The organism is Halopenitus sp. H-Gu1 (assembly GCF_041821145.1).
GTDB lineage: Archaea > Halobacteriota > Halobacteria > Halobacteriales > Haloferacaceae > Halopenitus.
On record NZ_JBGUBC010000002.1, the window covers coordinates 124,496 to 151,100 of the forward strand.

Below are 26,605 nucleotides of genomic sequence, written 5' to 3' on the forward strand. Positions count from 1 at the left end.
AGGATGAGCTGTGATGGGTTCGGCCGGATTCCCATGTTCCCCATGACTCCGAGGGATTCAACGGAATACTGATGCGAGAGACCGTCATCCCGCGGCATCGAGACGACTAGAGCGTTTCCCAATACCCACCAATCGGTCGACTTTCAGAATCGAAGTGATGTCCTGTCTCTTAGTCCGTTGCGAATCGGCTGCTTCCCCTCCTTCTGGCGGGGCAGTCAGCCGAGTGCAAGACGGTGAGTCCTACAATTCAGACAGTATTACAACCAAAATCGTCCGAATCAAGCATTGGATGGACAGACGCCGGCTACAGAGGAGAAGGACTAAACACTTCCCCCCAGGCTTAAATCCACATCATTAGTAATGAAGGAGTATGGTGGCCTCTCACAGCGGAAACACATCTGTAACCCCGCCACACAACACGGAGGCAATTTCCATTCTTCACGTTGATGATCAAGTCGACTTCGTCGAGATGACCGCTCAGTTTCTCGAAGGTGAATGCGAGCGGTTCGCCGTCGAAACTGCAACAAGTGCCAATGAGGGGCTTGAGCGACTCTCCGAAGCAGAGATTGATTGCATCGTCAGTGATTACCAGATGCCCGGCATGGACGGGCTGGAATTTCTAGAAGCTGTACGCGAAGAGCATCCCGACCTGCCGTTCATCCTGTTTACTGGCAAAGGAAGCGAGGAGGTCGCAAGCGATGCCATCTCGGCGGGGGTTACCGATTACATTCAAAAAAAGCCTGGCTCCGACCAGTTTACCGTCCTGGCCAACCGCATCGAAAACGCGGTCCACCAGACCCGGGCGGAACACCGCCTCGAAGAGAGTCAACGACGCTTCCGGACGCTGCTCAGCAACGTTCCGGGGATGGCCTATCGCTGTCGAAACGAACGTGGCTATCCGATGCTGTTCGTCAGCGACGACTGTGTCGAACTCACGGGATACGAGCGGTCGGAACTCGTCGACGGCGACATCAGGTATGGCCGAGACGTCGTGCATCCAGACGATCGCGACCGGGTCTGGGAATCCGTCCAGGACGCGCTGGAGTCGCGAGAGCCGTTCCGCGTCGAATATCGTATCCGGACTGCTGACGGCGAAGAGAAGTGGGTTTGGGAGCAGGGCCAGGGCGTGTTCGAAGACGGAGAGGTCGTCGCTCTTGAAGGATTTATTACGGATGTGACAGAGAGAAAGGAGTTCGAGGAGAAACTTGAGTACCAGTCCTCGTTGCTGGAAGCGCAGATGGAGACCACGATCGACGGGCTACTCGTCGTCGACGAAGACCGCACCGTTGCCTCCTACAACCACCGCTTCGTCGAGATGTGGGAGATCCCTGACGAGGTGGTCGAGACGAACTCGGACGAAACGCTATTGGACTGGATCGCCGATCACAAGCTCGCGGATCCGGAGGCGTTCTTGGATTTGGTTGAAGACCTCTACGAACATCCTGACGAAACGAGTCGCGATGAAGTCCGGCTCACGGACGGCCGGGTCTTCGACCGCTATTCGGCCCCGGTCATCGGCGACGACGGCACCAACTACGGCCGACTGTGGGTGTTCCGCGATATCACTGAGCGCAAAGAGCGCGAGCGCGAACTCGAACGGCAAGAGTTTCTGTTCAGTCGGGTACAAGAGATCGCCGACGTGGGCGTCTGGGAGTACGATCCCCAGGCGGACGACCTCGCCGGATCCGACGGCATTTACCGTATTCACGGGGTCGATGATGATTACGAACCGATCTTAGAGGAGACAATTGAGTTGTATCACCCCGACGACCGCGACGAGATCGCCAACGCAGTCACCCGTGCAATCGAAGATGGAGAAGCGTTCGATCTCGAATTGCGTATCGTCCGCCCCGACGGGGAGGTCCGAGACGTTCGTGCACGGGGGGAAGTCAGCACGGACGAGCAGGGGGAGACGGAACTCGTTCGGGGGGTGTTTCAAGACATCACCGAACGCAAGGAACGCGAGCGGGAACTCCAGAAGTTCAAGGCAGCAGTCGAGCACGCCGGTCACGCGATCTACATCACTGATGCCGACGGCACGATCGAGTACGTGAATCCAGCATTCGAGGAGGTGACAGGGTACACGGCTGAGGAAGCGATCGGTGGGGCGCCGGAGATTCTCGGCTCCGGTGAGCATAGCACCGACTTCTACGAGGATATCTGGGACACGATTCTGGCGGGCCAGCACTGGAAAAGCGAGATAGTCGACGAACGCAAAGACGGCAAAGAGGTCATCCTCGATCAGACGATTGCCCCGATCGAAACCGACGGCGGGACAGTCGAGGGGTTCGTCGCGGTCGCTCGTGACGTCACCGAGCGCAAGGAACGCGAAGAGCAACTCCAGATCTACGAATACGCCTACGAGTCCGCCCTGAGCGGCATCGCTATCGCGAGTTTGGATGGTACGTTACGTTCGGTGAACCCTGCCTTCTGTGAGATGTGGGGATACGAAGACAAAACGGATGTCGTCGGGCAATCGGTCCCTGACTTCTGGGCGGAGCCCGAGGCTGCTGCGAGCGTGATAAACGCGATTCAAGAGACAGGTCGTTGGGAAGGTGAACTCCGAGCAGTTCGCGAAGACGGAACCACCTTTGATGCCTACAGTTCAGCGAGCTATGTGACCGATGACGAGGGCGAACCGATCGCGCTGATGTCGTCGTTCGTCGATATCACCGAGCGCAAGCGACGTGAACAGGAACTCGCCGAAGAGCGCGAGAAGTACGCGACGCTGGTCGAACAGAGCCACGACGGCATCGGGATCGTCCAGAACCGAGAATTCGTCTTCGCCAACTCCCGGCTGGCGGATATTACCGGCTACGAAGAGGATGAACTCCTCGGGATGCCGTTCACTGACGTGATCGCTCCGGAAGATCAACAACTCGTCCGGGAGCGGTACGAACGACGACTCGATCCAGACGCCGACTCGCCACCCTCTCGGTATACCGTGACCTTTGAGACCCCGGATGGCCGCAAGCGGGTCGCTGAAATCAGTGCCGCCGATATCCAGTACGAGGGTGCGCCGGCCGGTCTCGCGTCGGTCCGAGACGTGACCGAACGACAGCGTCACGAAGACGAGTTGGAACGACTCAACGAGGAACTGGAGGTGCTGAATCGGGTCGTGCGCCACGACATTCGCAACGACATGGCGATCATGCTCGGGTGGGGCGAACAACTCGAAGACCACGTCGACGACGCGGGGGCGGACCACCTCGAGAAGATTCTCACGAGCGGCGAACATATCGTCGAACTCACAGAGATCGCCCGTGACTACGTCGAGACGCTGACGAGCGACGAGGAGGTTGACGTCAAGCCGACACAATTACGACAGATACTAACGAACGAAATAGCGCTCCGTCGTGAGGCGTACCCGGACGCCGAGATCAGCATTGATGAGCCGATTCCAGACCTCGACGTTCGGGCGAATGAGATGCTCCCCTCGGTGTTCCGGAACCTACTGAACAACGCCGTCCAGCACAACGATAAGGACACGCCGATCGTCGAGGTCGCTGTCGAAGAGCGAGACGACGACGTGCGCGTGACGGTCGCGGATAATGGGCCGGGAGTCCCTGAAGCGCAGCGCGAGACGATATTCGGGAAAGGCGAGAAGAGTCTCGAGAGCAATGGAACAGGTATCGGGCTCTATCTGGTTCAGACGCTCGTCGACCAGTACGGCGGTGATATCTGGGTCGAAGACAACGACCCAGAGGGTGCGGTTTTCACTGTGACGCTTCCGAAAGCGGACTGATGCCGGTGGCACTCTCGCTTCGCTTCGACACTGTTTCCACCCGAGAGACAGACTGCCCTCTTGAGGGGACTCTCTCGAGAGGACTCACTTGCTGATCGAGGGGATATCCAGCGGGACTTTGCCGCGTCCGCTACTGAACTTGCTCCGCGATCTGCAACTCGACGATGAATATCGACCCACGGGGCTCGTTGTCCTCGACCCGGACCTCACCGCCGAAGTTAGCGACGAGCGTCTCAACGAGGTACAATCCGATACCGGTACTCTCGCTTTCGTGACCCGTCTGCCGCTTGCCGAAGATGCTCCGTTTCTGTTCTGAGGGAATGCCAGGACCGTTGTCCGCAATTGAGATCCGGACTCGTTCGTCATTCGCCTCGGCAGCAATCGTCACGCGAGGTTCGCTCGCATCGTTGTGCTGGACGGCGTTGTTGAGCAGGTTCTGGAAGATGGACACGAGGAGGTCCGTCGCCGAAACGGCGACGTCCGGGACCGGCTCCTCGACCTCGATCTCAGCCCGGGGATACGATTCTCGGGCGATGTCGACACTGGTCTGCAAAACTGGTGTCAGTTGGATCGGTTCGGTTTCGAGAGCGCCCTCCCCGGTCACGACCTCGACGAGGTCGTGGACCGTCTCAGTAAGTTCGACGACGTGGTTGCTCGCGTTCCTCATTCGGGACACGGCCTGTTCGCCGCGATCGCTGTCGATCTCGTCTTCGACGGTCTCGAGCCAGCCGAGGACAACCGCCATGTCGTTGCGAATGTCGTGGCGAACGACCCGATTGAGGATCTCAAGTTGTTCGTTCTTGACCCGGAGTTCGCGCTCGCGCTCGCGCCGGTCGGTGATATCTTCGAACGCGAACACGATACGCTCGACCGTCCCGTTCTCGTTGATGATCGGCGCGCCGGAGATGGAGAGATCGATCGGACCGGCGTGCGGGCGCTCCATTCGGAACTCCTGGTTGAATATCGGACCGCGGTTTTCATAGACCTGGACATAGGGGTGTTCCTCTTGGGGGATTCGCTCGCCGGCGGCATCGATGAAGGCCCACTCAGGCTCGACGTAGGTCTTCCCTTCGATTTCGGACTTCTCCAGTTCGAGGAGTTGCTGTGCTCGCTGATTACAGCGGACCACGTCTCCGTCCGGAGTGAGTACTACGATGCCGGTCGGACTCGTCTCGAAGATGCGGTCCATCAGGTGGTGCTCAGAAATATTGGGGGACATATACAGCACTTCCAGTCATAGCACATAATACATTGGGAGGTCCAATGGTTCGGCCTCCGAGAGAGCAGGGAGTCACGATCAGCCGGCTCGATCGAACGCCACCGTGCCTATATGCGGCCTACGAATCGGACGCGTTTGCAGTCGAATTCGAAGCCAGCGAGGAGTCTGGTGACCGGACCATCACCGTCGAACGTGCGGCCGAGCGCTACCCATTTACCGGTTCTTTCTGAAGCGAAATCGTGACGATGCTGCCGCGTGGTTCATTCTCTCCAAACGAGAGTGTTCCGCTGGATCGGCGGACGATCCACGAGACGAGCCACAGACCCAATCCGCTCCCATGATATAATGGCTCAATCTCTTCCTCACCGGCAACAACCTGTTGCTCCATCTCTGGGATCCCAGGCCCGGTATCCGAAACGTGGATGTCGACTCGTGAGTCAGTCTCCGTCACGGTGACATCAACGGTGGGAACGTCCTGATCGGTATGGATGATCGAATTCCTAACGAGCTCCTCGATTGCAGTGGCAAGCCCCTCAGTTGCCAGTACGGTAGCCTCGTCCGGGAGGTGCAAGTTGATCCGTGCCTCTGGATACTCTGAGGAAAGCATCTCGGCCTGATCTCGAATTATCTGAACGGCGTTAACCGAGTTGAGTTGCGGTTCGGCGGAGAGAATCTGAGTGATCTTGCGTTGTTTCTCCGCCAACGACAGGAGATGGTTGCTGTGGTCGACGATCTGTTTGGCCTGGGTCGCCAGCGGGTCCGGCGCTTCTTGCTGAATCGTTTCGGCGTATCCCCGAACGATACCCAGATCATTACGAAGGTTATGACGGAGGACACGTTCCATCACCTGTAACTGTTGAAGCCAATTTCTAAGTTCGGTAACATCAACGTTGACACCCAGTAGCCGTTCCGGTTCCCCGGCGTGGTCTGTCAAAATTGTGCTTCGACTGTCTATCCAGCGCTCGGCACCGTCATCCCGGATGATCCGAAAGGTCATATCGAACGGTTCGGTGCGTTCGACAGCCCGTTCGAGTGCGGCTTCGACGTCGGCGAGGTCATCCGGGTGGATACGATCAGCAAACGCTTCGAACGTTCCTTCGAACGTCCCCGGTTCGAGACCGAACAACCGCTCACAGGACTCGTGGCAGGTTACGTGGTCAGTCTCGATGTCCCACTCCCAGACGCCAGCCTGTGCAGCGGTTAACGCGAGCGAACGACTCTCGTCGATCCTGCGGAGTTTACGCTCGGCCTGCACACGGTCGGTAATATCACGAGTGTTGACGACGTACCCGTCCAGGGCCCGACTTTCACCGCTGGTCACGCGGGATTCTGCCCAGCGCCACGATCCATCGGCGTGTCGGATTCGATGTTCGGTGCTGAACGTCGTTTCAGTCTGGCCCTCGAGGAGTTTGGCGAACGTCTCTCTGAGTTGATCTCGATCATCGGGATGGACGATATCGAACGCATTCTCATTCATCAGCTCTTCTGGTTCGTACCCAAGGATGCGTTCGACGGAGGGACTCACATACTCCAGGTTTCCGTCACTATCGAGTACGGTGATAATGTCGGAGGAACCCTCAACGAACGCTTGGAACTGTTCCTCCTGACGCACGCGCTCAGTAATGTCTTGGGCAACCACGATCGCGTGGTCGACAGCGCCGTTCTCGAATACGGGCTCGTGCCAAACGTCGAAGATGTGTCCCTCGATGTGAGTCGTTGTAGTGAACGACTCGCCTCCGAGGACTCTCTTCGCATTCTCTCGTACCACGGGATACTCATCGAAGACGTCGAAAACAGACTTCCCAACCATCTCACCGGAGTCCAACCCGACCGGTTCTAGCTGCCTTCCTTCGCTGACCGTAATCGTCCCGTCGTTATCGAGCGCCGTGAGGATGAGCGGTGCGTTGGAAACGACCGCTTTGAGACGTTCTCGTTCGACGGCGAGTTTGCGTTCCGATTCGACGCGGTCAGTAACATCTCGGACGGTGAATAGTTTCGACCCGTCCTGAATCGAAACGGAATTAATGGTAACGAGGACCGTATGGTTGCGATCGTCCGCATCAGTGACTTCGAGTTCGATGTTCTCGATCAAATCTCCAGCAGAAAAGTCCGGTGGCGTCGGATCCGCTCCAAGGAGTTCGTCAATGGTCCCCATTTCACGGACGTCCTCGACCGTATATCCGAAAATATAGTGGACGTTCGGGCAGACGTATGTGAAGTTTCCAGTATCGTCGGTCAGCAAGACGGTTTCCGTAACATGACTCAAAATCAGTGAGAGTCGCTGCTCGGATTCACGGACTTCTGCTTCCAGTTCCTGAATCTCCTCTCGCTCGTTGCGTATCGTTTCCGTCCGTGCTTGGATAGAGTCGTCCCGGCGAGACAGTAACACGAAGATGAATATACCCGATCCTGAGACGAATAACAACCCCTTCATGAGTTGTGTCTGAGCGGTTACCGAAGAGATCCCAAATATCGCTGTTACCATCCAGTCGGTAACGAGTATCCATACGCTGCCAAATATGACAAATACGATAGTAATCCAGAATGGTGTCAACCCAGCGCGCTCGATCGTCTGGCCCGTGACACCCATTAGCACAGAATAGCGTTCGGAGTGACAAAAGTAGTTCCCCGGTTCAGCACACTCACACACGCAAACACGATGAACGGGACTCTCGGAGTCGCCGTCGTCGGTCCTACTCTCCGAATCGTCCACCTCATCACTGTCCGAGACTACCTCAACCGCCGTGCTCGTCTCTTCGGCCACGTCCGCGGGACACTCCGAGAGGGGGGCCTTGCCGGTTTGTGGTTCGTCGATTCGGACTCTGTCTCCCTCGACAAAATTAACGCGGTACGCGCCGATTTCGTCGTCTGTATCCCGAACTTCGGTCGTGTATGCTCCGCCCTGGTGCAGGTAGACCGCGTCCGGCTCCGCCAGCGGCGCGTCGTAGATTCGCCCGGCAAAATCGTCCTCGATGGCGAGGTCTGTAAGATCGGCATCGGAGCCCTCGCTGTCAACTTCGAGTTTCGGTGCGTCTTCGCGGGCGACCAGAGGAATCTCACCCTCGACCCCAGCCATGGTCAGTCTCCCGTCGTCATTGCCCACCGGGACCGACTCGCTATGGGGTTCCATGCCGGGACCGTTCACCGTCAACCGGTGGTCCCCCTCTGGGACGTCACGAATGACGGCGATACCGCGGAACGTCGGAACAGCTTCGGGTTTGCTCTCAAGGAGTGCCACCGTTTCGACTGAGAAGTCCTGAGTGGTCAAGCCCTCATTCTCTGGTGCATCATCCGATGTAATCGCCTCTGTAACGGTGGCTACGACGGAATTGACCGACGGTGGTTGGGAAATGGCGTCGTACCGTTCTGCCAGTGCCGCGCGGTGGTTCTTTCTTTGGATTCGCAAATAGACGCCGCTCGCGATTTGGCGCATCGGACGAAATTGGTTGGCTGGGGAGTTGAGGCCCCAGAATCGGAACGGACAGATACCGTCCGATTGTGAGGTGGGCCAACACGGATTTGAACCGTGGACCTCCCGGTTATCAGCCGAGCGCTCAACCTGACTGAGCTATTGGCCCAGGCGAGCGCGTTCAACGCTTGCGGGGGTAGAACTTTAAGGGTTTCCCTTTCCGATCGTATCGCAGTCAGTCGATTTCTCGGAAACGGTTCGTCGACTGATCGGGGCGTAGTAGCTCGATCGCCCGACTATCCGTGGTCATCATCGGTTTCGCTTCCGTTTCCGTTTGTTTCGTCCTCGTCGTCGGCCACGGAGAAGTCGACGTCCACGACGTCGTCGTCCGAGTCCGAACCGGATCGCGAAGACCCCGCCGCTCCGCCCGCTCCAGTTCCCGGTTCGGTTCCGTTGAATCCGGCGGGCCCCTCGGTTCCGCCGAATCCGGCACCGCCGACACCGCCAAATCCGTCGCCATCGTCGCCGTCCATTCCGTTCGGAAACCCTCCGATGTAGACGTTCCCGCTGGCGAATCCGCCGGTGCGCCGCTCGAGGTAGGGAACGACGAGGAACCGTTTGACGCCCACCCGGATCGGTACCCGGGTCGGGGGCAACGCGAGCAGAAAGCCGATCGCGTCGGTAACGAGTCCTGGGGTGAGCAGGAACGCGCCGGCGGCGATCAGGAATGCCCCGTCGAGCAGTTCGTCGGTCGGTGGCTCGCCTCGGGCGGCTTTCCGTTGGATCCGCAAGAGCGTGTGTCGCCCCTCGGCGCGAACGAGCAACATCCCGAGAAGTGCCGTGAGAACGACCAGCGCGACGGTGATCTGCCATCCCAACTGGTCCGCCACGACGACGAGAAACAACGCGTCGGCGAGCGGAACCACGAGGAGAAGCGCGAGCAGATAGCGAAGGCGCATACCTCCGGTTTCAAAGCGGGCACTCATAGCCCTTTTCGTCACACGTCGGTCCTGCGATGCTTCACGCGCACACGCTCGACGAGGTGACCCCACCGCGGCCTCCGGCCGCCGGGACCGCACGACCGTCACGGCTTTGTGGTCGCCCGCGGACGAGCACGTATGGAGCGTCCGGACCCGGACCGCCCGCGTGGAACGCCGACGGACCCGCCCGATTGCGAGCCGATCTCGCGATGGATCGCCCCGCTTCCGGACCGGCTGGAGGCATTCGCGTTGCGATACGTGTGGGTCATCGTCGCGATCAATCTGGCCGGGACAGCCTTTGGGTTCTTCTACTACCGCTTTCAGTTTCGCCAGATCGATCCGGCGTGGTGGGCGTTCGTTCCCGACAGTCCCGGAGCGACGCTTTTGATCGCACTCGCGCTTGCCGCGTGGGCGATCGGCCGACCGAACGACTATCTCGCCTCGTTGGCGTTCGTCGGAAACGTCAAACTCGGACTGTGGACGCCCTACGTGCTCGTCGTCTTCGCGCCCGGGTTTCTGGAGTTCACCGCGATCCCGATGTATCTATTTTTGTTCTGTAGCCACCTCGCGATGGTGGTGCAGGCGTTCGTCCTCCACCGGATATCGACGTTCCACACCCGGGCGATCGGGGTCGCAGCGGCGTGGTACACCGTCGATCTCCTGTTCGACTTCTTCGTGCCCCTCGGCGGGCGCGTCACCCACACCTCGCTACCGTATGCCGGATCAACACCGTGGTTCACGACGACCGTGCTGCAGGTCGCGGCGGCAGGGGCGGTCGTGTTGACGATCGCTCCCGTCTGCTGGCTGTTCGCGACGCGGGTGGCGAAACTCCGGAACGCGGTGCGTGAGGCCACCTAATTCCGAGAGGATCGACGGATCGTTACCGATCGAGGGTCGCCTCGGTGTCGATCCCGTAGACCCGCCGCGGCGTCTCGACGTGCGCGAGACGAACGGCCTCCTCGTATCCCTGCTCCACAAGCCAGCGGACGCGCCGCGGCACGGTCTTCGGGCCGAGGACTGCGCCCGGTTTTTCGGGGTCGTCGACGAAATCCGTCTCCATCAGGAAGGGATCCCCACGCTCGGCCGCCGCCTCGAGGCGGCCGCGTTCGCTCATGACGCTCGGGGTTGGTCCGCGAAGCCGTCCGGCGGCGTAATGTTTGACGACGCGATGGGGCGCGAGTCCGCGTTCGTCGGCCCACTCGGCGAGTTCGCGCAGGTCCTCGCTCGCCTCGGTATGTAACTGGACGGCACAGTCGTATTCAGCCCCGAGCGAGAAGGCATGCTTCGTGACGGCATTCGAAGTCTCCCACACCGCCCCGGAAACGTCGTAGTGCGGTCGCCCTGACTTCAACGCGAGCGCCTCGCCCGAGTCCACGTACTCGGCGGCGATCGATAGCCCGCCAGTCATCAACTCACCGGCCGCCCCCGGCGAGAAGTCGCGCTCGTCGACCAGTCGGCTGATCAATCCGGGGTGGACGCCGAGGACCGGCCAGGCTCGCCCCGGCAGGATCCCGCTCGCCTCCGTCACGATATCGATCGTTTCCTCGAAGACCGCCCGAAAGTCGGCCGGTTCGTCGGGCTCGACGCCAAGGTGCCAGGACGGTTTGTTGACGACGAGTAGGTGCGTCCCACCGACGTTTTGAAAGTCCTCGACGGCTGCCATCCCGCGGCCGTGACGCGGATCGAGGTGAAGGTGATCGTCCAGCACCGGCGTGGAGAGTTCGGGGGCCGTCATCGAGGGATCGTTGGATCGTGACCCGCATAACTTCTGGCACCTGTCTCCGGTTCCATTTTGACCCGGGTTCCGACTCCCGTCTCGCTTCTGTTCCCGGCTAACTCCTCGCACCTCCCACCGACTCCCGTCTCGAACGGCGTGACCCCGAGGCAGTTCACGACCGACGATCGAGTATTTTCACGAGTGCTTGCGAGATGGTACCAAGGAATTATCCCTTCAACTCTCGATATCTGTGTAATGGGTGTCATCAATCGACAGTCTGTTCGGAGTTCCTCCGACCAGTGGGAGAGGGGACCGAGGTCACTTCCGGGACGAACTCCGACAGTAACGGCTGTGCGATCATGAATCGAAACGCCGTCATCGGGGGGATCCTTATCGTGGCCGTTCTCGTTGTTGGCCTCGGTGTAGCCGTCTATACCGGTGTTGGTCCGGCTCCGGGGGGAAACGGATCGGGCGAGCCGATCACGGAGTTCCCCACGGCTACGCCATCTGACGAGGATACTGGAGCCGGGGAGACGAACGAGAGCGGTGCGGAAACGACGCCGGTCTCGGAGACCCCACCGTTCACGTTCACCATCGAACGTACCGAAAAGTGCGGTCAGACCTGTCGGGACGTCACCGTGACGCTGCACAACAACCAGGAGCACGCCGCAACCGGCGTGGCCGTGTTCACGCGGATCTTCCCAGGCAAGAACAACACGGACACTGAAGATCTCCTCTGGGAGGGGAAAGAGGACGTCGGCACTCTCGAGGCGGGTGAGTCATACACGACGACGAACCGGATCGAACTCTCATTCCAGGAGGCACGCACGATCGATCGGAACGACGGCTGGATCACCATTCTCACCACCGTCGATTCCGACGAGACGACGGTCACGTTCCAGGACAACGAACAAGTGGCGTAGCGCCCCTGACATCCCATCTGGAGGCCGAACGGTGCGTATCCATCCGGCCGGACCGCTCCGTTCTGCACGTCCCACATCGCTCCACCGACTGCCGCCGTTAAACCGAGAGTCGAACCGCGTCGTGACCGTTCTCTGCGGCATCCTCATTCTCATCGACGGCGATCTCGAGGTCTGCAAACGCTGCATGGAGATGTTCGTAGCTCCGGTCTACGGCCTCGACTAACACTTTGGTTCCGTGTACCACCGGCATGAAATTGGTGTCACCGTCCCATCGCGGAACGATGTGCGTATGGAGGTGATCGTCGATCGATCCGCCGGCGGCCGAGCCGCCGAGATTCATTCCGGTGTTGACCCCGTCAGGGCTCATCGCCGCGTCCATCGCATCCATCGTTGCCGCCTTGAGGCGGCCGTGTTCGAGCATCACATCGTCGGCAAGTGCTCCCCACTCGCCGACGTGTTCATAGGGGATGACCATTGCGTGGCCCGGGTTGTAGGGTGCGTTGTTCAACAACACGAAATTGTACGCTCCCCGAGCGACGACCCGCGCATCACGATCGTCGTCGCGTTCGGGCAGCACGCAGAAGGGACAGCCGTCGATCGACTCCTCCCGTTCGACCCACTCGATTCGCCAGGGTGCGTAGATTCGATCCATATCGTCGGTGGCGGCGCAAGGGTCTTGAAGCCAAGCGGTTCGGAGTCTCGATCACTGTTGGGAGGCGAGGCTTTATCGCATCTTCGCGAGTAGATTCCGCACATGGCCTCGCACGCTTCCGATCCGGACGTGGTTCGTGAACCTTGCGTCGACTGCGGCGAGGAGACGCCACATCGGGTGCGCGTGGAGATCCGAACGGAAAGTGAGACGACGGAAAACGCGCGTTTTTCGAGGGAACCCTACCGGATCGCCGTCTGTCAACGCTGCAAGGCCGAGACCGCGACGCGAATGAACGACGTGTGACCGGCCAGTCCGTCGGGGCGACCCTCCATCGCCGGATCGTCAGTCGAACCGGTGGATCCCGGCGGTCGTCACCTCGATCCCGTCCTCGGTAACGAGCAGTGTGTGTTCGGCCTGGCTCACGAGCCGGTCGGCGTCCTCTTTTAACACCGGGTAGCCCTTGATCACGTCCTGGCGTTTGAGCCGGCGCAATGCCATTTCGACACCGTCCATATCAAGCCATCGCGCGGCGAACGGAAGCCCGTCGAACGATTCGATCATCGAGAGCGCTTCCCGAGCGCGGCGGTCACGGACGCTGCGATCGCGTTCGAGTTCGAAGATCTCCTCGGTCGTTCCCTCGCCGACCTTTCCACGGCCGTCGGTCGCGAACGGCTCGATCGCTACCGCCTGTCCGGGTTCGAGGGTGACGGATCGGTCGACACCACGGTTCGGCACGTTCGGGCCAGTGTGTGCGTCGTACTGCTCGACGCCGTGACCGGAGAGGTTGAGGATCGGTGTGTAGCCGTACCCGCGGATCACGTCCTCGATTGCCTGGCCGACCTCGCCGACCGGAACGCCCGGGCCGGCCTCGTCGATCGCCGCCTCCAGTGCCATCTCGGAAGCCTCGACGAGTTCGTCCGACCCAGAGAAGTCGACGGTGACCGCGGCGTCTGCGATGTAGCCGTCGACGTGGACTCCGATGTCGAGACAGACCATGTCGTCGTCCTCGAATGCCTCGTCGTCGTCCCTGCCCGGGGTCGCATGGGAGGCCTCCTCGTCGACGCTTATGTTCACCGGAAACGCGAGGCCTGCATCCTGATCGCGGACGTGCTCTTCGGCCCACTCCGCGACCTCGAGATGCGTGACACCGGGCTCGATCATTTCGCGCGCCTCGTTCATCGTCTCGACGAGGATGCGGCCGGCCTCTCGGTAGCTGTCGAGTACGTCGGGATCGAACGGCTCGTCGCTCATGAGAACGGGTTCGCGTAGCGACCGGAAAGAGGTTGCGGGAGCCGCCGATCGATACGGTGGAAGTCGCCCCCATCCGTGGGAGGCGCTATCGACGATCGGGAGCTCCGCTGTGAGTCACACACGAGTCGTACTGGGTCGCACTCGGCGCGAAAAAACGGTGACGGTCGAAGAACCGCGTTAGGCGAGCTTCTCGATGTTCTCGACGACGGCCTCGGCGAACTCGCTCGTCGCGAGCTTCTCGCCGCCCTCGATCTGGCGGTGGAGGTCATAGGTGACCGTTCCTGAGGCAATCGTCTCCTCGACGGCGTCGCGAACGAGATCCGCGGCGTCACTCCAGCCGAGATAATCGAGCATCTCGCGTCCCGAGAGGATCATCGCGGTCGGGTTCACCTTGTCCTGGCCCGCGTACTTCGGTGCGGATCCGTGGACTGGTTCGGCCAGACAGCGACCGTGGCCGAAGTTCACGCCCGGCGCGATTCCGAGTCCGCCGATCTGGGCGCCGGCGGCGTCGGACATGTAGTCGCCGTTCAGATTCATCGTCGCAATGACCGAGTACTCGTCCGTCCGAGTCAACAACTGCTGGAGCATGTTGTCGGCGATGCGGTCGTTCACGACGACCGTCCCGTCCGGCTGTTCGCCGTCGTACTCCTCCCAGAGTTCGTCTTCGGTGATAACGTCCTCGCCGTACTCATCCTCGGCCACCTCGTAGCCCCAGTCGCGGAAGGCGCCCTCGGTGAACTTCATGATGTTCCCCTTGTGGACCAGGGTGACCGAATCGCGGTCATTCGCGAGCGCGTAATCGATCGCCTCGCGGATGAGCCGCTTCGAGCCGAACTCGGAGATCGGCTTGACGCCGATCCCGACGGGGCCGTCGTGGATGACGTCGGAGACGCCCATGTCGTCCTCGAGGAACCTCCGGACCGTCTCGGCGTCGTCGGTGCCGGCCTCCCACTCGATGCCGGCGTAGACGTCCTCGGTGTTCTCCCGGAAGGTGATCATGTCCATCTCCTCGGGGTTTTTCACCGGCGAGGGAACGCCCTGAATGTGGTAGGTCGGGCGGACGTTCGCGTACAGATCAAGCGTCTGGCGCAGGGCGACATTGAGCGATCGGAACCCGGCTCCGACCGGCGTCGTGAGCGGGCCCTTGATCGCGACTCGGTGCTCGCGGATGGCGTCGACGGTGTCCTGGGGCAGATTCTCGTCGTACTTCTCGCGGGCGGAGCTGCCGGCGTAGACGCGCATCCACGCGATCGATCGGCCGGTCGCCTCCGCGGCGGCGTCGAGCACCTTCTGTGCGGCCGGGCCGACGTCGGTGCCGATACCGTCACCGTGGATGATCGGAACGATCGGGTTCGAGGGAACGTCGATCTCACCCGTCTCCTCATCGGCGAGGGTGATCGCCTCCCCGTCTTCCGGAACTGCAACCTTGTCGTAGCTCATAAACGGTGAAGGATTCCTCGACCATCCTAAAGTGCCTACCGCTTTCCTCGTGAGCCGGAAACCGCATGAATACGGCAAGATACGGGGGATACGCCGATCGCGGCCCCGTTCTGGGGCGGTGAATGACCCCTTGCTGCATCCTCGGAACATATCGCGCTCCGGTGATCAGGTGTTCGTCGGGAACGGGCACGGGCGTCGCCTCGCTGACGTCAATAGCCCTGCGCGTTGCCGTCCTTTCGAGGATCCGTCGCTGCCGAGAGCACACCGTTCGCGTTCCGAACGAGCTGCGCGCCGCCGAAGTTCCCAGCGTGCATCGTCCGGACGTCGTGCCCCCGTCGTGAGAGTGTGGCAGCCAGATCGTCCTCGAAGTGGGGCTCGATCGCGAGTTCACCCGACTCCCGGTAGCGCCACCGCGGTTCGTCGAGCGCTCGCTGGATCGGCATTCCGTGATCGACGACGTTGGTTATCACCTGGAGATGTCCCTGTGGCTGCATGTATCCGCCCATCACGCCAAAGGCCGCCCAGTCGTCGGCATCGAATCGCGCAATCGCCGGAATGAGCGTGTGGAACGGACGCTTGCCGGGTTCCAGGGCGTTCGGATGGTTCGGATCGAGTGAGAAGGACGATCCTCGGTTTTGCAGGGCGATCCCGGTGTCGCCGGCGACCAACCCGGATCCGAACCCGGCAAACCGGGAGTTGATGTAGGAGACGAGATTCCCCTCGTCGTCGGCGACGGTCAACAAAACGGTGTCGGCGTCCTCGGCATCGGTGTTTGGAACTCCAAAACTCACGCCCTGGTTCGCCTCGGTCCCGACCTCCGCCGCCCGCCTGCGGGCCCAGGACTTCGAGCCGATCGGCGGGTGGTCCTCGTAGTCGGGGTCGGTGATATACCGATGACCGTCGTGAAACGCGAGCTTCATCGCCTCGGCGAGCCGGTGAACCCGCTCGACCGAGTCATGAGGACACTCCTCGACGTCAAGCACTTCGGCGACGTTTAACGCTTCGAGCGCGATGAGGCCCTGGTTGTTCGGCGGCAACTCGTAGATCTCGGCGCCGTTGTACGTCGTCGAGACGGGATCGGGCCACTCGACCTCGAACGCACGGAGATCCGAGACGGTCAGGAATCCGCCGTGGGCCTGCACCTCGTCCGCGATCGCATCGGCGATCGCCCCCTCGTAGACGACGTCCGCGCCCTCCTCGGCGATCCGTCGGAGTGAGTTTCCGAGCTTCGGCAGAGTAACCATCCGCCCCGGATCCGGCGCGGAGCCCTCGAAGAGAAACGCCTCGCGGGCATGGTCGGTCTCGAACAACTCCTCGCCGTGTTGCCACTGTTCGGAGACGACCTCCGAGACCGGATACCCCTCGGTGGCGTACCGGATCGCCGGCCGGAGCAACTCGGCCAGCGTCTTGCGACCGAACTCGTCTACAGTCGCCTCCCAGCCGCGGGCGGTTCCCGGAACGGTGACCGCATATGGGCCCCGATGCGGCATTTCGACGTCGTCCGGATCGGCCGATCGCTCCTCCGAGTCGGCTGATCCCGTTACCGAACCGGAGGAACGGTCCCGATCCGCGGCGACCGCGGATCGGACGGCGTCGATCGTCGCGTTCTCGGGCGCGCCGCCACACGCTCGCATCGCGCCGACATCCCCGTCGGCGGTCCGGTAGAGCGCGAACACGTCCCCCCCGAGCCCGGTCGAGGTCGGCTCGACCACGTTCAGCGCCGCCGCGGTCGCGACGGCCGCATCGAAGGCGTTTCCGCCATCACGGAGCGTTTCGATGCCCACCTGTGCGGCGAGCGGTTGGCTCGTGGCGACGACGCCTCGGCGTCCGTACACCGTCGATCGGCGCGAAGTGAAACGATCGAGGTCGGGATCCATACGTGCCGATCGGGGACACGGACCAAGAATCCTGCACATCCACGGGAACACGCCGGGCGTTCCCGGCCGGATCGTCGCCCATTTATCGCCCCTCGCCGTACGATCGACGATGAAACGGGGACCGGCAGCCGCGATCGGCGCCGACGACGTACCGCCGGGGACCGACGCGGTGCTCGTCCGCGTCGGTGCGATCGGCACGAAAAGCGAACACGTCCGATACGAGATGCAGTCCCAACTCGGCCGAAACCTCGAGGCGTTGCTTGCGGATCGCGGGATCGATGGTCGCGTTCGCCACCGACGTAACCGCCCGATCATCGAGGTTGCTGATGCCTCCGTCGCGGCCGCCGCGGTCGACGCCGCTACCGATACGTTCGGTGTGGTTTCGGCCAGTCCCGCGGTTACCGTCGATCCGACGATGGAGGCGGTCACTGATGCGCTTTCGGTCGTTGCCGACGACCGATTCGAGAGCGGATCCTTCGCCGTCCGCGTCGATCGGGTCGGCACTCATCCGTTCACGAGCGAGGACGCCGAACGCGAGGGGGGGAGCGCGGTCTTCGAGGCGGTTTCCGATCGGGATCCGACCGTCGATCTCGAGACGCCGGACGTTACGTTTCGGGCGAAGATCCACGATGACGAGGCGTTCGTCTTCGTCGAGAAACATCCCGGACCCGGCGGCTTACCGCTCGGTAGTCAGCGCCCGCTCGTGGCGTTGCTCTCCGGCGGAATCGACTCGCCCGTCGCTACCTTCGAGGCGATGTCTCGTGGGGCACCGATCGCCCCGATATATCTCGATCTCGGCGATTTCGGGGGACCGGACCACCGCGCCCGAGCCGAGGAATCCGCGCGAACGCTCGCCACGTACGCACCCAATCACCTCGATTCGATCCTCGTTGTCGACGCCGGCGACGTCTGTCGAGATCTGGTGGACTCCCTGGAGAAGGGGCGAATGCTCGCCTTCCGGCGGTTCATGTACCGCGTGGCCGCCGACATCGCCGCGGACCGAGGGGCTACCGGCGTGGTGACCGGCGAGGTGATCGGACAGAAATCGAGCCAGACGACTCAGAATCTCTCGGTGCTCGATTCGGTCACCGACTTTCCGATTCACCGACCGCTTCTCACGCTCGATAAACCCGAAATAACGGAGCGGGCCCGACGGATCGGGACATACGAAGCCGCCGAGATCACGGCAGGGTGCGACCGCTTTGCCCCCGACCGGCCGGAGACGTGTGCGGGACTCCAACGGATGGCCGACATCGAGCCGGACTGGCTTCGCGAGCGTGCCCAGAAGGCGGCCGAGGGAAGCGATCGCGTGCCGCTTTGATGGTCGCGAATCCGAGCACGGGGTCGTCGTGACCCGCCCGTAATCGGTGACTTACTCGCCGCGCGGGAACTGATCGATCGTCTCCGCGCGGAAGGCCTCGTCGTCGAACTCGTAGTCGTCGCCGAGGAACCCCATTACCCGCTCCGTGTCCACCAGTGCGTTCTTCAGACACGTCGACGCACCCGGGGAGGGCGTGATGTTGAAGAGGATGTCATCGCCGGTGATCTTGGCCTCGCCCATGTCGAGTTCCTTCGCCTCCGTATCGACGATCTGGGGACGGACGCCGCCGTAGCCCTTCGCCCGGTCGATATCGGAGAGTTCCACCGTGGGAACGACCTTGCGGACGTTCGGGAGGAACGCGCGCTTTCCGACCTCCGGAACGTCGTATACGAGGTTTCGAACGACGTAGGGGAACAGGATCCGGTCAGAGAGGATGTTCGCATAGCTGAGGAACGAATCGACGTTGAAGCCGAACACGTCGATGAAATCCTGGACTGTCGAGATCCGTCCCCGTTCGAGCGCGGGGATGACCTTCGCGGTCGGGCCGAATCGGGTAATGCTCCCATCGTGGACGTCCGCGTCACCGTGGACCGCGGCGAAGGGGAGTTTCTTCATCTGAAGCGTGTAGACCTTGCCGTTGAGGAGGTCATCGGCGAGGAAGAAACTGCCCGCGACGGGGAGAAGCGACATGTTCTCACCGTAGCCCATTTCCTTTGCGATCTGGAGGCTGTGGGAGCCTGCAGCGACGACGACCGTGTCGGCGCTGAACCGCCCGTTCGTGGTCGCGATACGGAACTCCTCGCCGAAGTCCTCGACGTGTGTCACCTCCGTGCCGGTGTAGACGTCGATGCCGTCCTCCTCGTTTGCCTCGTCGACGAATGACTTCGAAACCATGCCGTAATCGACGACGTAGCCGTCTGAGGTCTGGAGCGCTCGAAGCTCCTTGTCCGGGTCGCGCCCCTCGACGACCTTTGGTTCGATGTCGGCGATCTCATCGCGGCCGATCTCCTGCAGTTTCGGGTAGAGGTCGCCGAATCCTTCCTCGTGATACCGGGATTCGAGTTTTTCGACTTCCTCATCCCCGACTGCGAGGACCATCTTACTCCGCTTGCTGTGCATCTCCCGGTCGGAATCGTGATTCTCGAGATAGCCGGCGAGCATCTCCGCACCCTCCTTTACCTCCTCGGCTTTCTCGAGGGTGTAGTTCGTCTCGATGTCGCCGAAATGTAGCGTCTGGGAGTTATTCGTGTGATGGGAGTTGATCGCCGCGAGCTCGTCTTCTTTTTCGATCAGCGCGACGTCTTCGACGTCGGTGAACTTCGCGATAGTGTACAACAACGATGCCCCGCTGATGCCGCCACCGATAATGGCTACGTCGTATTCATCAGTCATGGTTGAATGTACTGGGAGTTAGACGGTTGTCGGCGTTCATCGGTTAATTTACTTTCCATGTGGGACCGTCGACTGTCGAAATCGTATTCAATAATTGCATATGAAATACGCAAAAATCGGTTCGATATTGGGGTGTTTTCGTGCTGATCAGATGGCCGATTCGTCGATCGTCGAATTATACTATCGACGGTCGTTTGCTCGGGAGGGTCCGTTCGAATCCGCCAATTCGACTCGGCCATCTCCGAATACCCGCCGATCGCGTCGATCGGATCGTGACTTAGTCGTGGTATATATGACTCGATGTGGACAGTTACTGATCGGTCAGTTACTGTGATTGAAATAGTTTGACGCCCAGTTTGAGGCCCTCTATCCGCTGAGAATCGTCGATACGTGCTGATCGAGTAATAATCCGAACGGGTCGGTAGTATCGTTCAGTCAAAACAGTTATCCGATCTAGGGCGGACAGATAGACGATGGCCGACCGACCGGAACGCTCGCACCCGGAGCCGAAAGAGGAGATCATGCGTGCGACCTATAGAGCCCTCTGTGAACACGGGTATGCGGACCTCACCATCCAGCGGATCGCCGAGGAATACGGCAAATCCACCGCTGCGATCCATTACCACTACGACACGAAGGACGATCTGCTCGTGGCGTTCCTCGAGTTCCTTCTCGATCACCTCAAGACGGCGGTCCACGAGGTCGAGACGACCGATCCCGAAACCCGGCTGGAGCATCTCCTCGATCAACTTCTCGTCGTCCCTGAGGACCACCACGACCTGCTGATCGCGATGTTGGAGATGCGGGGACAGGCGCCCTACAACGAGACGTTCCGCCGGCGTTTCGAGCGGAATGACGAGTTCATCCGGTACATGCTCGGGACAGTGATCGACCAGGGGCAAACGGAGGGCGTATTCCGCGAGGCCGACACCGACCACGTGACGCATGCCCTCATGACGATCGTCGACGGGGCCAGAACTCGGGCAGTCATGTTTGACGACCCGGACACCCTCGAGACGGCTAGGCGTGTCGCCGACGAGTACGTGACCGCGGTGCTCCTCGACGAGGATTGACCCGGTCGATTTGGAGGGAGTCACCCGGCCGATCGACCGACGACGGGACGAGAACGTGCCGGACGATCGCGCTTGGATCGAAAGTGTAAAGCGATAACTGACCGATTCATTAGGATGATCATGGTCCTTCCGGTCGGTTCGGGGTTGACGCCGTCGACGGGCAGTCGAACGGTACCCGCTCCGTCCGTCGATCTCCGGTTCGAACGGGGGCGAAAACGCCGGGGACGGACCGAACGCGCACCGGACGGACCGACGGAGGTACCCACACGCCATCATGGACACTGAGAGGCCCGTCTCGAACGTCGTGTTGATCACCGTCGACTCGCTTCGGGCGGACGCGATCGGTCCCTACGAGGAGACGCGACACACGCCGGTCATGGATGCCCTCGCCGACCGTGGAACGGTTTTCGATCGGGCGTTCGCGACCGGAAACTGGACGCCCTTCTCGTTTCCGTCGATCCTCGCCTCGCGCCCGGTGTTCGTCGATACGGGCCGTATCGGTGTCGATGATGCCAGGACCCTTCCCGAGGTGTTATCAGCGGAGGGAATCGCGACCGGGGGATTCAACGCTGCGAACGGCTTTCTTACCGAATACTGGGGATACGACGACGGCTTCGACGAGTTCGAACCGTTCATCACGAGCGTCGGATCCAGCATCTACAGCCGATATCTCGCCAAGCACCCGACCGTCGAGGCGTGGCTCCAGCTCGCGAGCTCGCCGATCCGACGAGCCCACGCGTGGCTTACGGGGGCCGCCGACGACCGACCGTTTCTCGACACATCGCGGATGTTCGACGTCGAACACGCCGCCACGTCGTTTATTGAGGAAACTGATTCGCCGTTTTTCCTGTGGATCCACTACATGGACACCCACACGCCGTACGTCCCGGCACCACGGTACATCCGTGAGGTCTCGTCCGGATTTCTTGGAACCCATCGGATGATCCACGCACACACGCGTACCGGCCTTGGATGGGACGTCGACGAACGAACGCTCAACGAGCTTCGAACCCTCTATCAGGCGGCCGTCCGTCAGGTCGACGCCAGCGTCGGCCGGCTGATAGACGCGCTCACGGAAAACGGAGTCGCGGACGAGACCGCGGTCGTTCTCGCGGGCGATCATGGCGAGGAGTTCCAGGAACACGGCCATCTCGCTCACTACCCAAAGCTATATGACGAGTTGATTCACGTTCCGCTCATCGTCGACGTCCCCGGAACCGACTCCCGTCGGATCGAGGGTGGGGTGGGACTCGATGCGATCCCGCCGACCGTGACGGACCTGATCGGGGTTCGCCCGGACGAGACGTGGGCGGGGGAGAGCCTCCTGGGAAGCGTTCGCGACGGTACTCCTCCGTCGTCGGATCCCGTCGTCTCCGTGACGGTTCGTGGGGAGGAAGTGACTTCACAGCCCATCCCGCGGGCACCTGTCGACGGGGATCTCCTCGTGAGCGCCCGAGAGGGACCCTGGACCTACATTCTGAACGCCGGGAACGGCTCGACCGAACTGTATCACCGACCGAGCGATCCGACCCAGCAGACGGATCTCACTGGGGATCCGACCGCCGATCAACGCGAGGTCATGGAACGACTCGATCCGCTCCTTGAGGCCCACGCGACGTCGATCCGTAACCCGGATGGCGGCGAAAGCGACGAGGGGACGGTCGATGAGGATCTGGAAACCCGCCTTGAGGCGCTCGGATATCGATGATACGGTCGTTCCTCCGTAACCTTATTGAAGGTCCGGTCGCCCTGCAATTGCGACGATTCGTGATGGTGGGGACGGTCGCGGCAGGCGTCCAGATGCTGATCTTGTGGCTTCTCGTCGACGCCGTCTCTTTGAACTACCTCCTTGGGGCGACGATCGCCATCGAGACCACGATCATCTTTCAATACGTGCTCAATAACGCCTGGACGTTCCAGGCGATACAGCACACGGGCACGATGGCGTACCTCTACGGGCTCGTCAAGACGAACGTGGTTCGGGGAAGCGCCATTCCGATCCAACTGGGCGTGCTGTTCGCCCTCGTTGAGTGGCGAAGCGTTCCCTATCTCGCGGCCAACGCGGTCGCGATCGTCATAAGCGGGATCTACAGATACGTGCTCGATGCTCGATGGACCTGGGGATGATTCGATCATGATCCTCGAACCGATCGCCGTCCTCGGGTCGATCTCGGGAGTCCTACTCCCCCTCGATAGCGTCGGCGTCGCGCTCGCCAGCGGCCTCCGGACGCTCGTCGAGTCGGCAACCGGGTGGCCGGGAATGGGGATCATCTTTCTCTATTCGTTTTTGATCGCGTTCGTGCTTCCGGGGCCAAGCGAGGTCGTGTTGATTGCACCCCTCGATCTCGGCTTGCCGCCGTGGGCCCATCTCGGGAGCATCATGCTCGTGAGCGCGCTCGGCAAGGCCGCAGGCAGCGTCTTCGCGTTCCACATCGGTCAGGAGGTCAAACAGTCGGGGCCGATAACCCGGTGGCTGCGGCGCTCCCGCTTTTCGATCCTCGAGTGGTCCGAAAAGCGGTCGGTACAACTCGCCCGGAGGTACGGGTACGGCGGGCTCGCGATCGCGTTGTCCGTTCCCTTTTTCCCCGATACGATCTCCATTTATGCCTTCGCCGTCCTCGAGGAGGACTATCCGAAATTCGCCGCGGCGACGTTCCTGGGGAGCCTCGGGCGACTGCTGGTTACGATCGGGTTGTTCAGCGGTGCCGTCGCCATCCTTTGAACTGATGCCGTGCGCTCGAACGTTCTCGTGATCGACCTGGAACGGCGATCGGTCCGAAACGGCGATCACCACCCACGATCGACCGGTTCGTCCTCGTGAACGATCAGCTCTCTACCGGATATGATAGATATTTAAACATGATCGTTCGAATATCTATTCGAATAGAGGATAGTCGTCGAGTGCCTAGAACCGACGGATCGTCGCTGCCCGCTCTGACACGGCATCGGCGTCCTCCGGCAGCAACGCGACGACGAGGTAGTCCGCGAACTCCTCGAAATACTCGATCACCCGCGCGATTCGGTCGGAGTCGATAGCCTCGAGTGAGTCCAACAGCATGAACGGCAACTGCTCGTACACCTCGTGGACAAGGTATCCCGCTAGGGCGAACACTAGCCCGATCACCTCACGCTCGCTTTCCGAAAGGTGATCGATGCTGTCCCGGTAGGAGCTTCCGTCATCGGCCACTCGGACGATCTGCAGATCGAACGTGCTCTTTTGTACCTTTCGGCGCCCCTCGCGTACCTCCCGTGTCTTCCGTTCTATCCACACTCGATCGATGTTCTCGTACTCGAGCGTCTCCAACACCGACGCCATGTGATCGTTGAATGACTCGACCGACTCCGCCTCGATGCGGTCGACCCGCGTCCGCAACTCGGTCAACTCCTCGGCGATCTCCTCGCGGCGATCGAGGAGTCCTTCGTGTTGGGCCGCCGCTTGCTCGCGCTCGTTGATCCCTTCGTTGACACCCTCGAGATCCGATTCCAGCCGCTCGATCCGCAGTTTCAGTTCGTTGGCTTCCCGGTGCAGATCCAACACCTCGTCGTACTCGCCGCCCACCGTCTCGGTCTCCGATTCCAACTGTGCCACCGTGGTCTCCTGGTCGGCGATCGATTCCTCGAGGTTCGCGATCCGTTCTTGTGTCGTCTCTATTTCCCCCTCGAGATCGTCGAGCCGTCGTTGCGTCCGCTCGCGATCCCGTTGGACGCGCTCGATTTCGGAGCGCTGTGCGGTGAGATCGTTGATCCGTTCTTGTAACTCGCTTCGCTCGCTCAACTTCTCCGTGCGGAACTCGCGAAGTCGGTCAACCGTCTCCTCGATCCGGTCGGCGTCGACGGTCGAGCCGCAGGTCCAACAGACCGTCTCCGTGCTTGTGTCGACGAGCTGTTCGGTTACCTGTTCGGTGCCGCCGTCGACCACGAGGTCCGCATCGGACAACTCGAGGCCTTCTTCCTCAAGCATCTTCTCGTTGAAGCTGATGACGCTGCCGAGTTGGCTGAGCGTCTCATTGAGTGCGCGCTGGCGCTCGCGTAGTTCCTCGATGCGACCGGCCAATCGCTCCGGGTCGGTCTCGTGGTCGTCCATCTCCTCGAGTTCGGTGCGGAGCTCCTCACGCTCCGAGCGGAGGTCCTCGAGGGTGGCGCGTTCGGCCTCGAGATCGAACTCGAGATTCTCGAGTTCCGAGCGGGCGTCTCGCAGGCGATCGAAGGCCTCCTCGATCTCGCGTTTTTGCGAGCGACTCTCTTGGAGGCTGACGTCGGCGGTCTCGATCTTCTCCTGGATGCGTTCGCGTTCGGCACGTGCGGCCTCGAGTTCGTTCTCGAGTTCGTTGCGATCAGTTTCGAGGGAGGGTAACTCGCTTTCGAGGCGTTCGTACTCGTCGATTTGGGTGTCGATGCGCTGTTTCTCGCGTTCGAGCTCGGTGATCTCGGCCTCGATGTCGGCAGTATCGACCGGGCGCATGATGATCTCACGGAGATCGTCGCCCCGTTCGACGGCGCGGCGCGCCTCGTTGTTCTCGAGCAGAAATGCAAAGAGATCAGCGACCTGTGGATCGTCGAGATACGGATCGCCGTTGTAGACGGTTGCGGAATCCTCCCGAGAGAGAGTTCGAGTGTAGGTCCGATCGCCGATCGTGAGTTCGACGTGACCCTCGTCAGCGTCGCCTTTTAGTGAGGAGCGTTGACTTCCGAGCCCCGCCATGATCGCCTGTAGAAACGAGGTCCGGTTGGTGGCGTTGCGCCCCTCGAGGACGGTGACTCCTGGCAAGAGCGTCAGCTCGTCCTCGTCGATCCCCCCGACGTTGCTCGCGTGGACGGACACGCGATCCGCGGACTGATCCTCCGTGGTCATTGGTGGCGTAATGACCCCCATATTGATAACTGTTGGTCTCCCACGGCAGCCGTCGGCCGGGAGCAAACGGTCGAGGTAGTCACACTTCGCAGTCGCAACCCCCGTTTCGCAGAAGGTCGCTTGCCACGTAATCGTCGCCACAGTTACTACAGACGACCCGAACGTCGAGGAACACCTGATACTCGCGATCGGTCAAGTAGTCGCCGGAGACGAGCGTCTCGATCGTCGATTCAGTCACTGCGGTCGTTCGTCCCTGCAACCGTTCGAGCGTCTGGATCTTTCGATCGAGGAGCCCTTCGGATCGGTCGGGAAGTTCGGCTCCTCTGTAGTCGGTGAGGTATGTGTGGATCGCCTGATGGGTGACGAAATCATTCAGCACGTCGTCGACGTCTAATCCCGACCGCTCGAGTTCGCGACGCTTGCGCATCTCGTCCGCGCGCGAAACGTCGTCGTCGGTGAGGGTCCGATAGGCACTTTCGACGTCCGTCTCGGCGACCGTCTCGCCGGCCGAACGGAGTGCTGCCTGGAGAACCGACTGATTGAACTCGTCGGCAAGATCTCGAAGGCTCGTTCGTTCGCCCGAGGCGCCAGTCCATTCGTCCTCGAGATCGTCGCCGAGCCCGTCGAGATCGTACTTTCCGATCACGCGTGCGACCTTCGTATTCGGTCGGGAGGAAGTCGTCATTGCGATGGCTTCGTCCTAAACCATTACAAAGATATCGGTGTAAACACGATTGGTCAACGTGTTGAACAC

Annotated in this window: 21 protein-coding genes, 1 tRNA gene and 2 pseudogenes; 11 read left to right on the top strand and 13 right to left on the bottom strand. The window is 61.1% G+C overall.

Translation table 11 applies throughout. The annotated features are described in order from the left end of the window. Positions 1-177: 177 nt before the first annotated feature. Both ACERIT_RS02280 and ACERIT_RS02285 read left to right on the top strand, forming a co-directional pair. A pseudogene (locus ACERIT_RS02280) lies at positions 178-324 on the top strand (integrase core domain-containing protein); the annotation flags it as partial. Between the two features lie 46 nt (positions 325-370). Continuing rightward, positions 371-3,745, top strand: a complete 3,375-nt coding sequence (locus ACERIT_RS02285) for a PAS domain S-box protein (protein ID WP_373673189.1) — start codon at positions 371-373, stop codon at positions 3,743-3,745. A 130-nt stretch (positions 3,746-3,875) separates the two neighbouring features. Here ACERIT_RS02285 and ACERIT_RS02290 read toward each other — a convergent pair whose 3' ends face one another. Next, positions 3,876-4,964, bottom strand: coding sequence for an ATP-binding protein (locus ACERIT_RS02290; RefSeq protein ID WP_373673190.1), 1,089 nt, complete (start codon positions 4,962-4,964; stop codon positions 3,876-3,878). A 44-nt stretch (positions 4,965-5,008) separates the two neighbouring features. Between ACERIT_RS02290 and ACERIT_RS02295 the strand changes: the two genes are divergently transcribed. Continuing rightward, complete coding sequence (locus tag ACERIT_RS02295) at positions 5,009-5,194, top strand: hypothetical protein (protein WP_373673191.1); 186 nt, start codon at positions 5,009-5,011, stop codon at positions 5,192-5,194. Here the strand turns inward: ACERIT_RS02295 and ACERIT_RS02300 are convergent. The 4 genes and pseudogenes from ACERIT_RS02300 to ACERIT_RS02315 all read right to left on the bottom strand — a co-directional run bounded on the left by ACERIT_RS02300 (position 5,170) and on the right by ACERIT_RS02315 (position 9,332). Then, positions 5,170-7,554: a PAS domain-containing sensor histidine kinase gene (locus ACERIT_RS02300; RefSeq protein WP_373673360.1), complete on the bottom strand. Its 2,385-nt coding sequence runs from the start codon at positions 7,552-7,554 to the stop codon at positions 5,170-5,172. The two genes, ACERIT_RS02295 and ACERIT_RS02300, sit on opposite strands and share 25 nt — an antisense overlap. A 78-nt stretch (positions 7,555-7,632) precedes the next feature. Further along, positions 7,633-8,364 (bottom strand): annotated as a pseudogene (locus tag ACERIT_RS02305) (hypothetical protein); the annotation flags it as partial. A 104-nt stretch (positions 8,365-8,468) separates the two neighbouring features. Further along, a tRNA-Ile gene (locus ACERIT_RS02310) sits at positions 8,469-8,542 on the bottom strand. A 127-nt stretch (positions 8,543-8,669) separates the two neighbouring features. Further along, positions 8,670-9,332 (bottom strand): FxsA family protein, encoded by a 663-nt coding sequence (locus ACERIT_RS02315; protein ID WP_373673192.1) that lies wholly within the window; start codon positions 9,330-9,332, stop codon positions 8,670-8,672. 159 nt (positions 9,333-9,491) lie between these two features. Here ACERIT_RS02315 and ACERIT_RS02320 point away from each other — a divergent pair, with 159 nt between their 5' ends. Then, positions 9,492-10,211, top strand: coding sequence for a DUF1405 domain-containing protein (locus ACERIT_RS02320; RefSeq protein ID WP_373673193.1), 720 nt, complete (start codon positions 9,492-9,494; stop codon positions 10,209-10,211). A 22-nt stretch (positions 10,212-10,233) separates the two neighbouring features. Here the strand turns inward: ACERIT_RS02320 and ACERIT_RS02325 are convergent, their stop codons facing one another. Next, positions 10,234-11,088 carry a TatD family hydrolase gene (locus ACERIT_RS02325; RefSeq protein ID WP_373673194.1) on the bottom strand — a complete coding sequence of 285 codons (855 nt, stop codon included), beginning with the start codon at positions 11,086-11,088 and terminating at the stop codon, positions 10,234-10,236. Positions 11,089-11,369: 281 nt separating this feature from the next. Here ACERIT_RS02325 and ACERIT_RS02330 point away from each other — a divergent pair, with 281 nt between their 5' ends. Then, a complete protein-coding gene (locus tag ACERIT_RS02330) occupies positions 11,370-11,993 on the top strand; it encodes a hypothetical protein (RefSeq protein WP_373673195.1) in 624 nt (207 codons plus the stop codon). A 97-nt stretch (positions 11,994-12,090) separates the two neighbouring features. Here ACERIT_RS02330 and ACERIT_RS02335 read toward each other — a convergent pair whose 3' ends face one another. Continuing rightward, positions 12,091-12,645, bottom strand: coding sequence for an HIT domain-containing protein (locus tag ACERIT_RS02335; protein ID WP_373673196.1), 555 nt, complete (start codon positions 12,643-12,645; stop codon positions 12,091-12,093). 102 nt (positions 12,646-12,747) lie between these two features. On the opposite strand from ACERIT_RS02335, the gene ACERIT_RS02340 reads away from it, so the two are divergent. Next, a complete protein-coding gene (locus tag ACERIT_RS02340) occupies positions 12,748-12,948 on the top strand; it encodes a hypothetical protein (RefSeq protein ID WP_373673197.1) in 201 nt (66 codons plus the stop codon). 39 nt (positions 12,949-12,987) lie between these two features. Here ACERIT_RS02340 and map read toward each other — a convergent pair whose 3' ends face one another. The 3 genes from map to ggt form a co-directional block, all read right to left on the bottom strand. Further along, positions 12,988-13,896: a type II methionyl aminopeptidase gene (gene map, locus ACERIT_RS02345; RefSeq protein ID WP_373673198.1), complete on the bottom strand. Its 909-nt coding sequence runs from the start codon at positions 13,894-13,896 to the stop codon at positions 12,988-12,990. 177 nt (positions 13,897-14,073) lie between these two features. Then, entirely contained in the window at positions 14,074-15,336 is a 1,263-nt protein-coding gene (gene icd / locus ACERIT_RS02350) for an isocitrate dehydrogenase (NADP(+)) (RefSeq protein ID WP_373673199.1), read from the bottom strand. 209 nt (positions 15,337-15,545) lie between these two features. Further along, entirely contained in the window at positions 15,546-17,213 is a 1,668-nt protein-coding gene (ggt, locus tag ACERIT_RS02355; RefSeq protein ID WP_373673200.1) for a gamma-glutamyltransferase, read from the bottom strand. A gap of 109 nt (positions 17,214-17,322) precedes the next feature. Here ggt and ACERIT_RS02360 point away from each other — a divergent pair, with 109 nt between their 5' ends. Beyond that, positions 17,323-18,534 (top strand): tRNA sulfurtransferase, encoded by a 1,212-nt coding sequence (locus tag ACERIT_RS02360; protein WP_373673201.1) that lies wholly within the window; start codon positions 17,323-17,325, stop codon positions 18,532-18,534. Between the two features lie 51 nt (positions 18,535-18,585). Here the strand turns inward: ACERIT_RS02360 and ACERIT_RS02365 are convergent, their stop codons facing one another. Next, positions 18,586-19,926 carry an FAD-dependent oxidoreductase gene (locus ACERIT_RS02365; RefSeq protein WP_373673203.1) on the bottom strand — a complete coding sequence of 447 codons (1,341 nt, stop codon included), beginning with the start codon at positions 19,924-19,926 and terminating at the stop codon, positions 18,586-18,588. Positions 19,927-20,399: 473 nt separating this feature from the next. On the opposite strand from ACERIT_RS02365, the gene ACERIT_RS02370 reads away from it, so the two are divergent. The 4 genes from ACERIT_RS02370 (at position 20,400) to ACERIT_RS02385 (ending at position 23,721) form a co-directional block, all read left to right on the top strand. Next, entirely contained in the window at positions 20,400-20,999 is a 600-nt protein-coding gene (locus tag ACERIT_RS02370) for a TetR/AcrR family transcriptional regulator (RefSeq protein WP_373673204.1), read from the top strand. 274 nt (positions 21,000-21,273) lie between these two features. After that, positions 21,274-22,707: a sulfatase gene (locus tag ACERIT_RS02375; protein ID WP_373673205.1), complete on the top strand. Its 1,434-nt coding sequence runs from the start codon at positions 21,274-21,276 to the stop codon at positions 22,705-22,707. Then, a complete protein-coding gene (locus tag ACERIT_RS02380) occupies positions 22,704-23,126 on the top strand; it encodes a GtrA family protein (protein ID WP_373673206.1) in 423 nt (140 codons plus the stop codon). The genes ACERIT_RS02375 and ACERIT_RS02380 overlap by 4 nt, the downstream gene beginning before the upstream one ends. Beyond that, complete coding sequence (locus ACERIT_RS02385) at positions 23,104-23,721, top strand: YqaA family protein (RefSeq protein ID WP_373673207.1); 618 nt, start codon at positions 23,104-23,106, stop codon at positions 23,719-23,721. Before ACERIT_RS02380 ends, ACERIT_RS02385 begins: the two co-directional genes overlap by 23 nt. A 183-nt stretch (positions 23,722-23,904) precedes the next feature. On the opposite strand, the gene ACERIT_RS02390 is transcribed toward ACERIT_RS02385, so the two are convergent. Together ACERIT_RS02390 and rdfA are read right to left on the bottom strand one after the other, a co-directional pair. Continuing rightward, positions 23,905-25,851, bottom strand: coding sequence for an archaea-specific SMC-related protein (locus ACERIT_RS02390; RefSeq protein ID WP_373673208.1), 1,947 nt, complete (start codon positions 25,849-25,851; stop codon positions 23,905-23,907). A gap of 79 nt (positions 25,852-25,930) precedes the next feature. Further along, the gene (gene rdfA / locus ACERIT_RS02395) at positions 25,931-26,536 is read right to left on the bottom strand and encodes a rod-determining factor RdfA (protein ID WP_373673209.1); all 606 of its coding nucleotides are present in this window, start codon (positions 26,534-26,536) and stop codon (positions 25,931-25,933) included. Positions 26,537-26,605: the final 69 nt, after the last annotated feature.

Bases quoted from the DNA above. Each gene is read 5' to 3' on its own strand.
- ACERIT_RS02340 (WP_373673197.1), top strand. From the start codon at position 12,748: ATGGCCTCGCACGCTTCCGATCCGGACGTGGTTCGTGAACCTTGCGTC.
- ACERIT_RS02360 (WP_373673201.1), top strand. From the start codon at position 17,323: ATGAAACGGGGACCGGCAGCCGCGATCGGCGCCGACGACGTACCGCCG.
- ACERIT_RS02325 (WP_373673194.1), bottom strand. From the start codon at position 11,088: ATGACGGCCCCCGAACTCTCCACGCCGGTGCTGGACGATCACCTTCAC.
- ACERIT_RS02335 (WP_373673196.1), bottom strand. From the start codon at position 12,645: ATGGATCGAATCTACGCACCCTGGCGAATCGAGTGGGTCGAACGGGAG.
- ACERIT_RS02385 (WP_373673207.1), top strand. From the start codon at position 23,104: ATGCTCGATGGACCTGGGGATGATTCGATCATGATCCTCGAACCGATC.
- rdfA (WP_373673209.1), bottom strand. From the start codon at position 26,536: ATGACGACTTCCTCCCGACCGAATACGAAGGTCGCACGCGTGATCGGA.
- ACERIT_RS02390 (WP_373673208.1), bottom strand. From the start codon at position 25,851: ATGACCACGGAGGATCAGTCCGCGGATCGCGTGTCCGTCCACGCGAGC.
- ACERIT_RS02295 (WP_373673191.1), top strand. From the start codon at position 5,009: ATGGTTCGGCCTCCGAGAGAGCAGGGAGTCACGATCAGCCGGCTCGAT.
- map (WP_373673198.1), bottom strand. From the start codon at position 13,896: ATGAGCGACGAGCCGTTCGATCCCGACGTACTCGACAGCTACCGAGAG.
- ACERIT_RS02370 (WP_373673204.1), top strand. From the start codon at position 20,400: ATGGCCGACCGACCGGAACGCTCGCACCCGGAGCCGAAAGAGGAGATC.
- ACERIT_RS02315 (WP_373673192.1), bottom strand. From the start codon at position 9,332: ATGCGCCTTCGCTATCTGCTCGCGCTTCTCCTCGTGGTTCCGCTCGCC.
- ACERIT_RS02285 (WP_373673189.1), top strand. From the start codon at position 371: ATGGTGGCCTCTCACAGCGGAAACACATCTGTAACCCCGCCACACAAC.
- ACERIT_RS02365 (WP_373673203.1), bottom strand. From the start codon at position 19,926: ATGACTGATGAATACGACGTAGCCATTATCGGTGGCGGCATCAGCGGG.
- ACERIT_RS02320 (WP_373673193.1), top strand. From the start codon at position 9,492: ATGGAGCGTCCGGACCCGGACCGCCCGCGTGGAACGCCGACGGACCCG.
- ACERIT_RS02290 (WP_373673190.1), bottom strand. From the start codon at position 4,964: ATGTCCCCCAATATTTCTGAGCACCACCTGATGGACCGCATCTTCGAG.
- ACERIT_RS02375 (WP_373673205.1), top strand. From the start codon at position 21,274: ATGGACACTGAGAGGCCCGTCTCGAACGTCGTGTTGATCACCGTCGAC.
- ACERIT_RS02300 (WP_373673360.1), bottom strand. From the start codon at position 7,554: ATGGGTGTCACGGGCCAGACGATCGAGCGCGCTGGGTTGACACCATTC.
- icd (WP_373673199.1), bottom strand. From the start codon at position 15,336: ATGAGCTACGACAAGGTTGCAGTTCCGGAAGACGGGGAGGCGATCACC.
- ggt (WP_373673200.1), bottom strand. From the start codon at position 17,213: ATGGATCCCGACCTCGATCGTTTCACTTCGCGCCGATCGACGGTGTAC.
- ACERIT_RS02380 (WP_373673206.1), top strand. From the start codon at position 22,704: ATGATACGGTCGTTCCTCCGTAACCTTATTGAAGGTCCGGTCGCCCTG.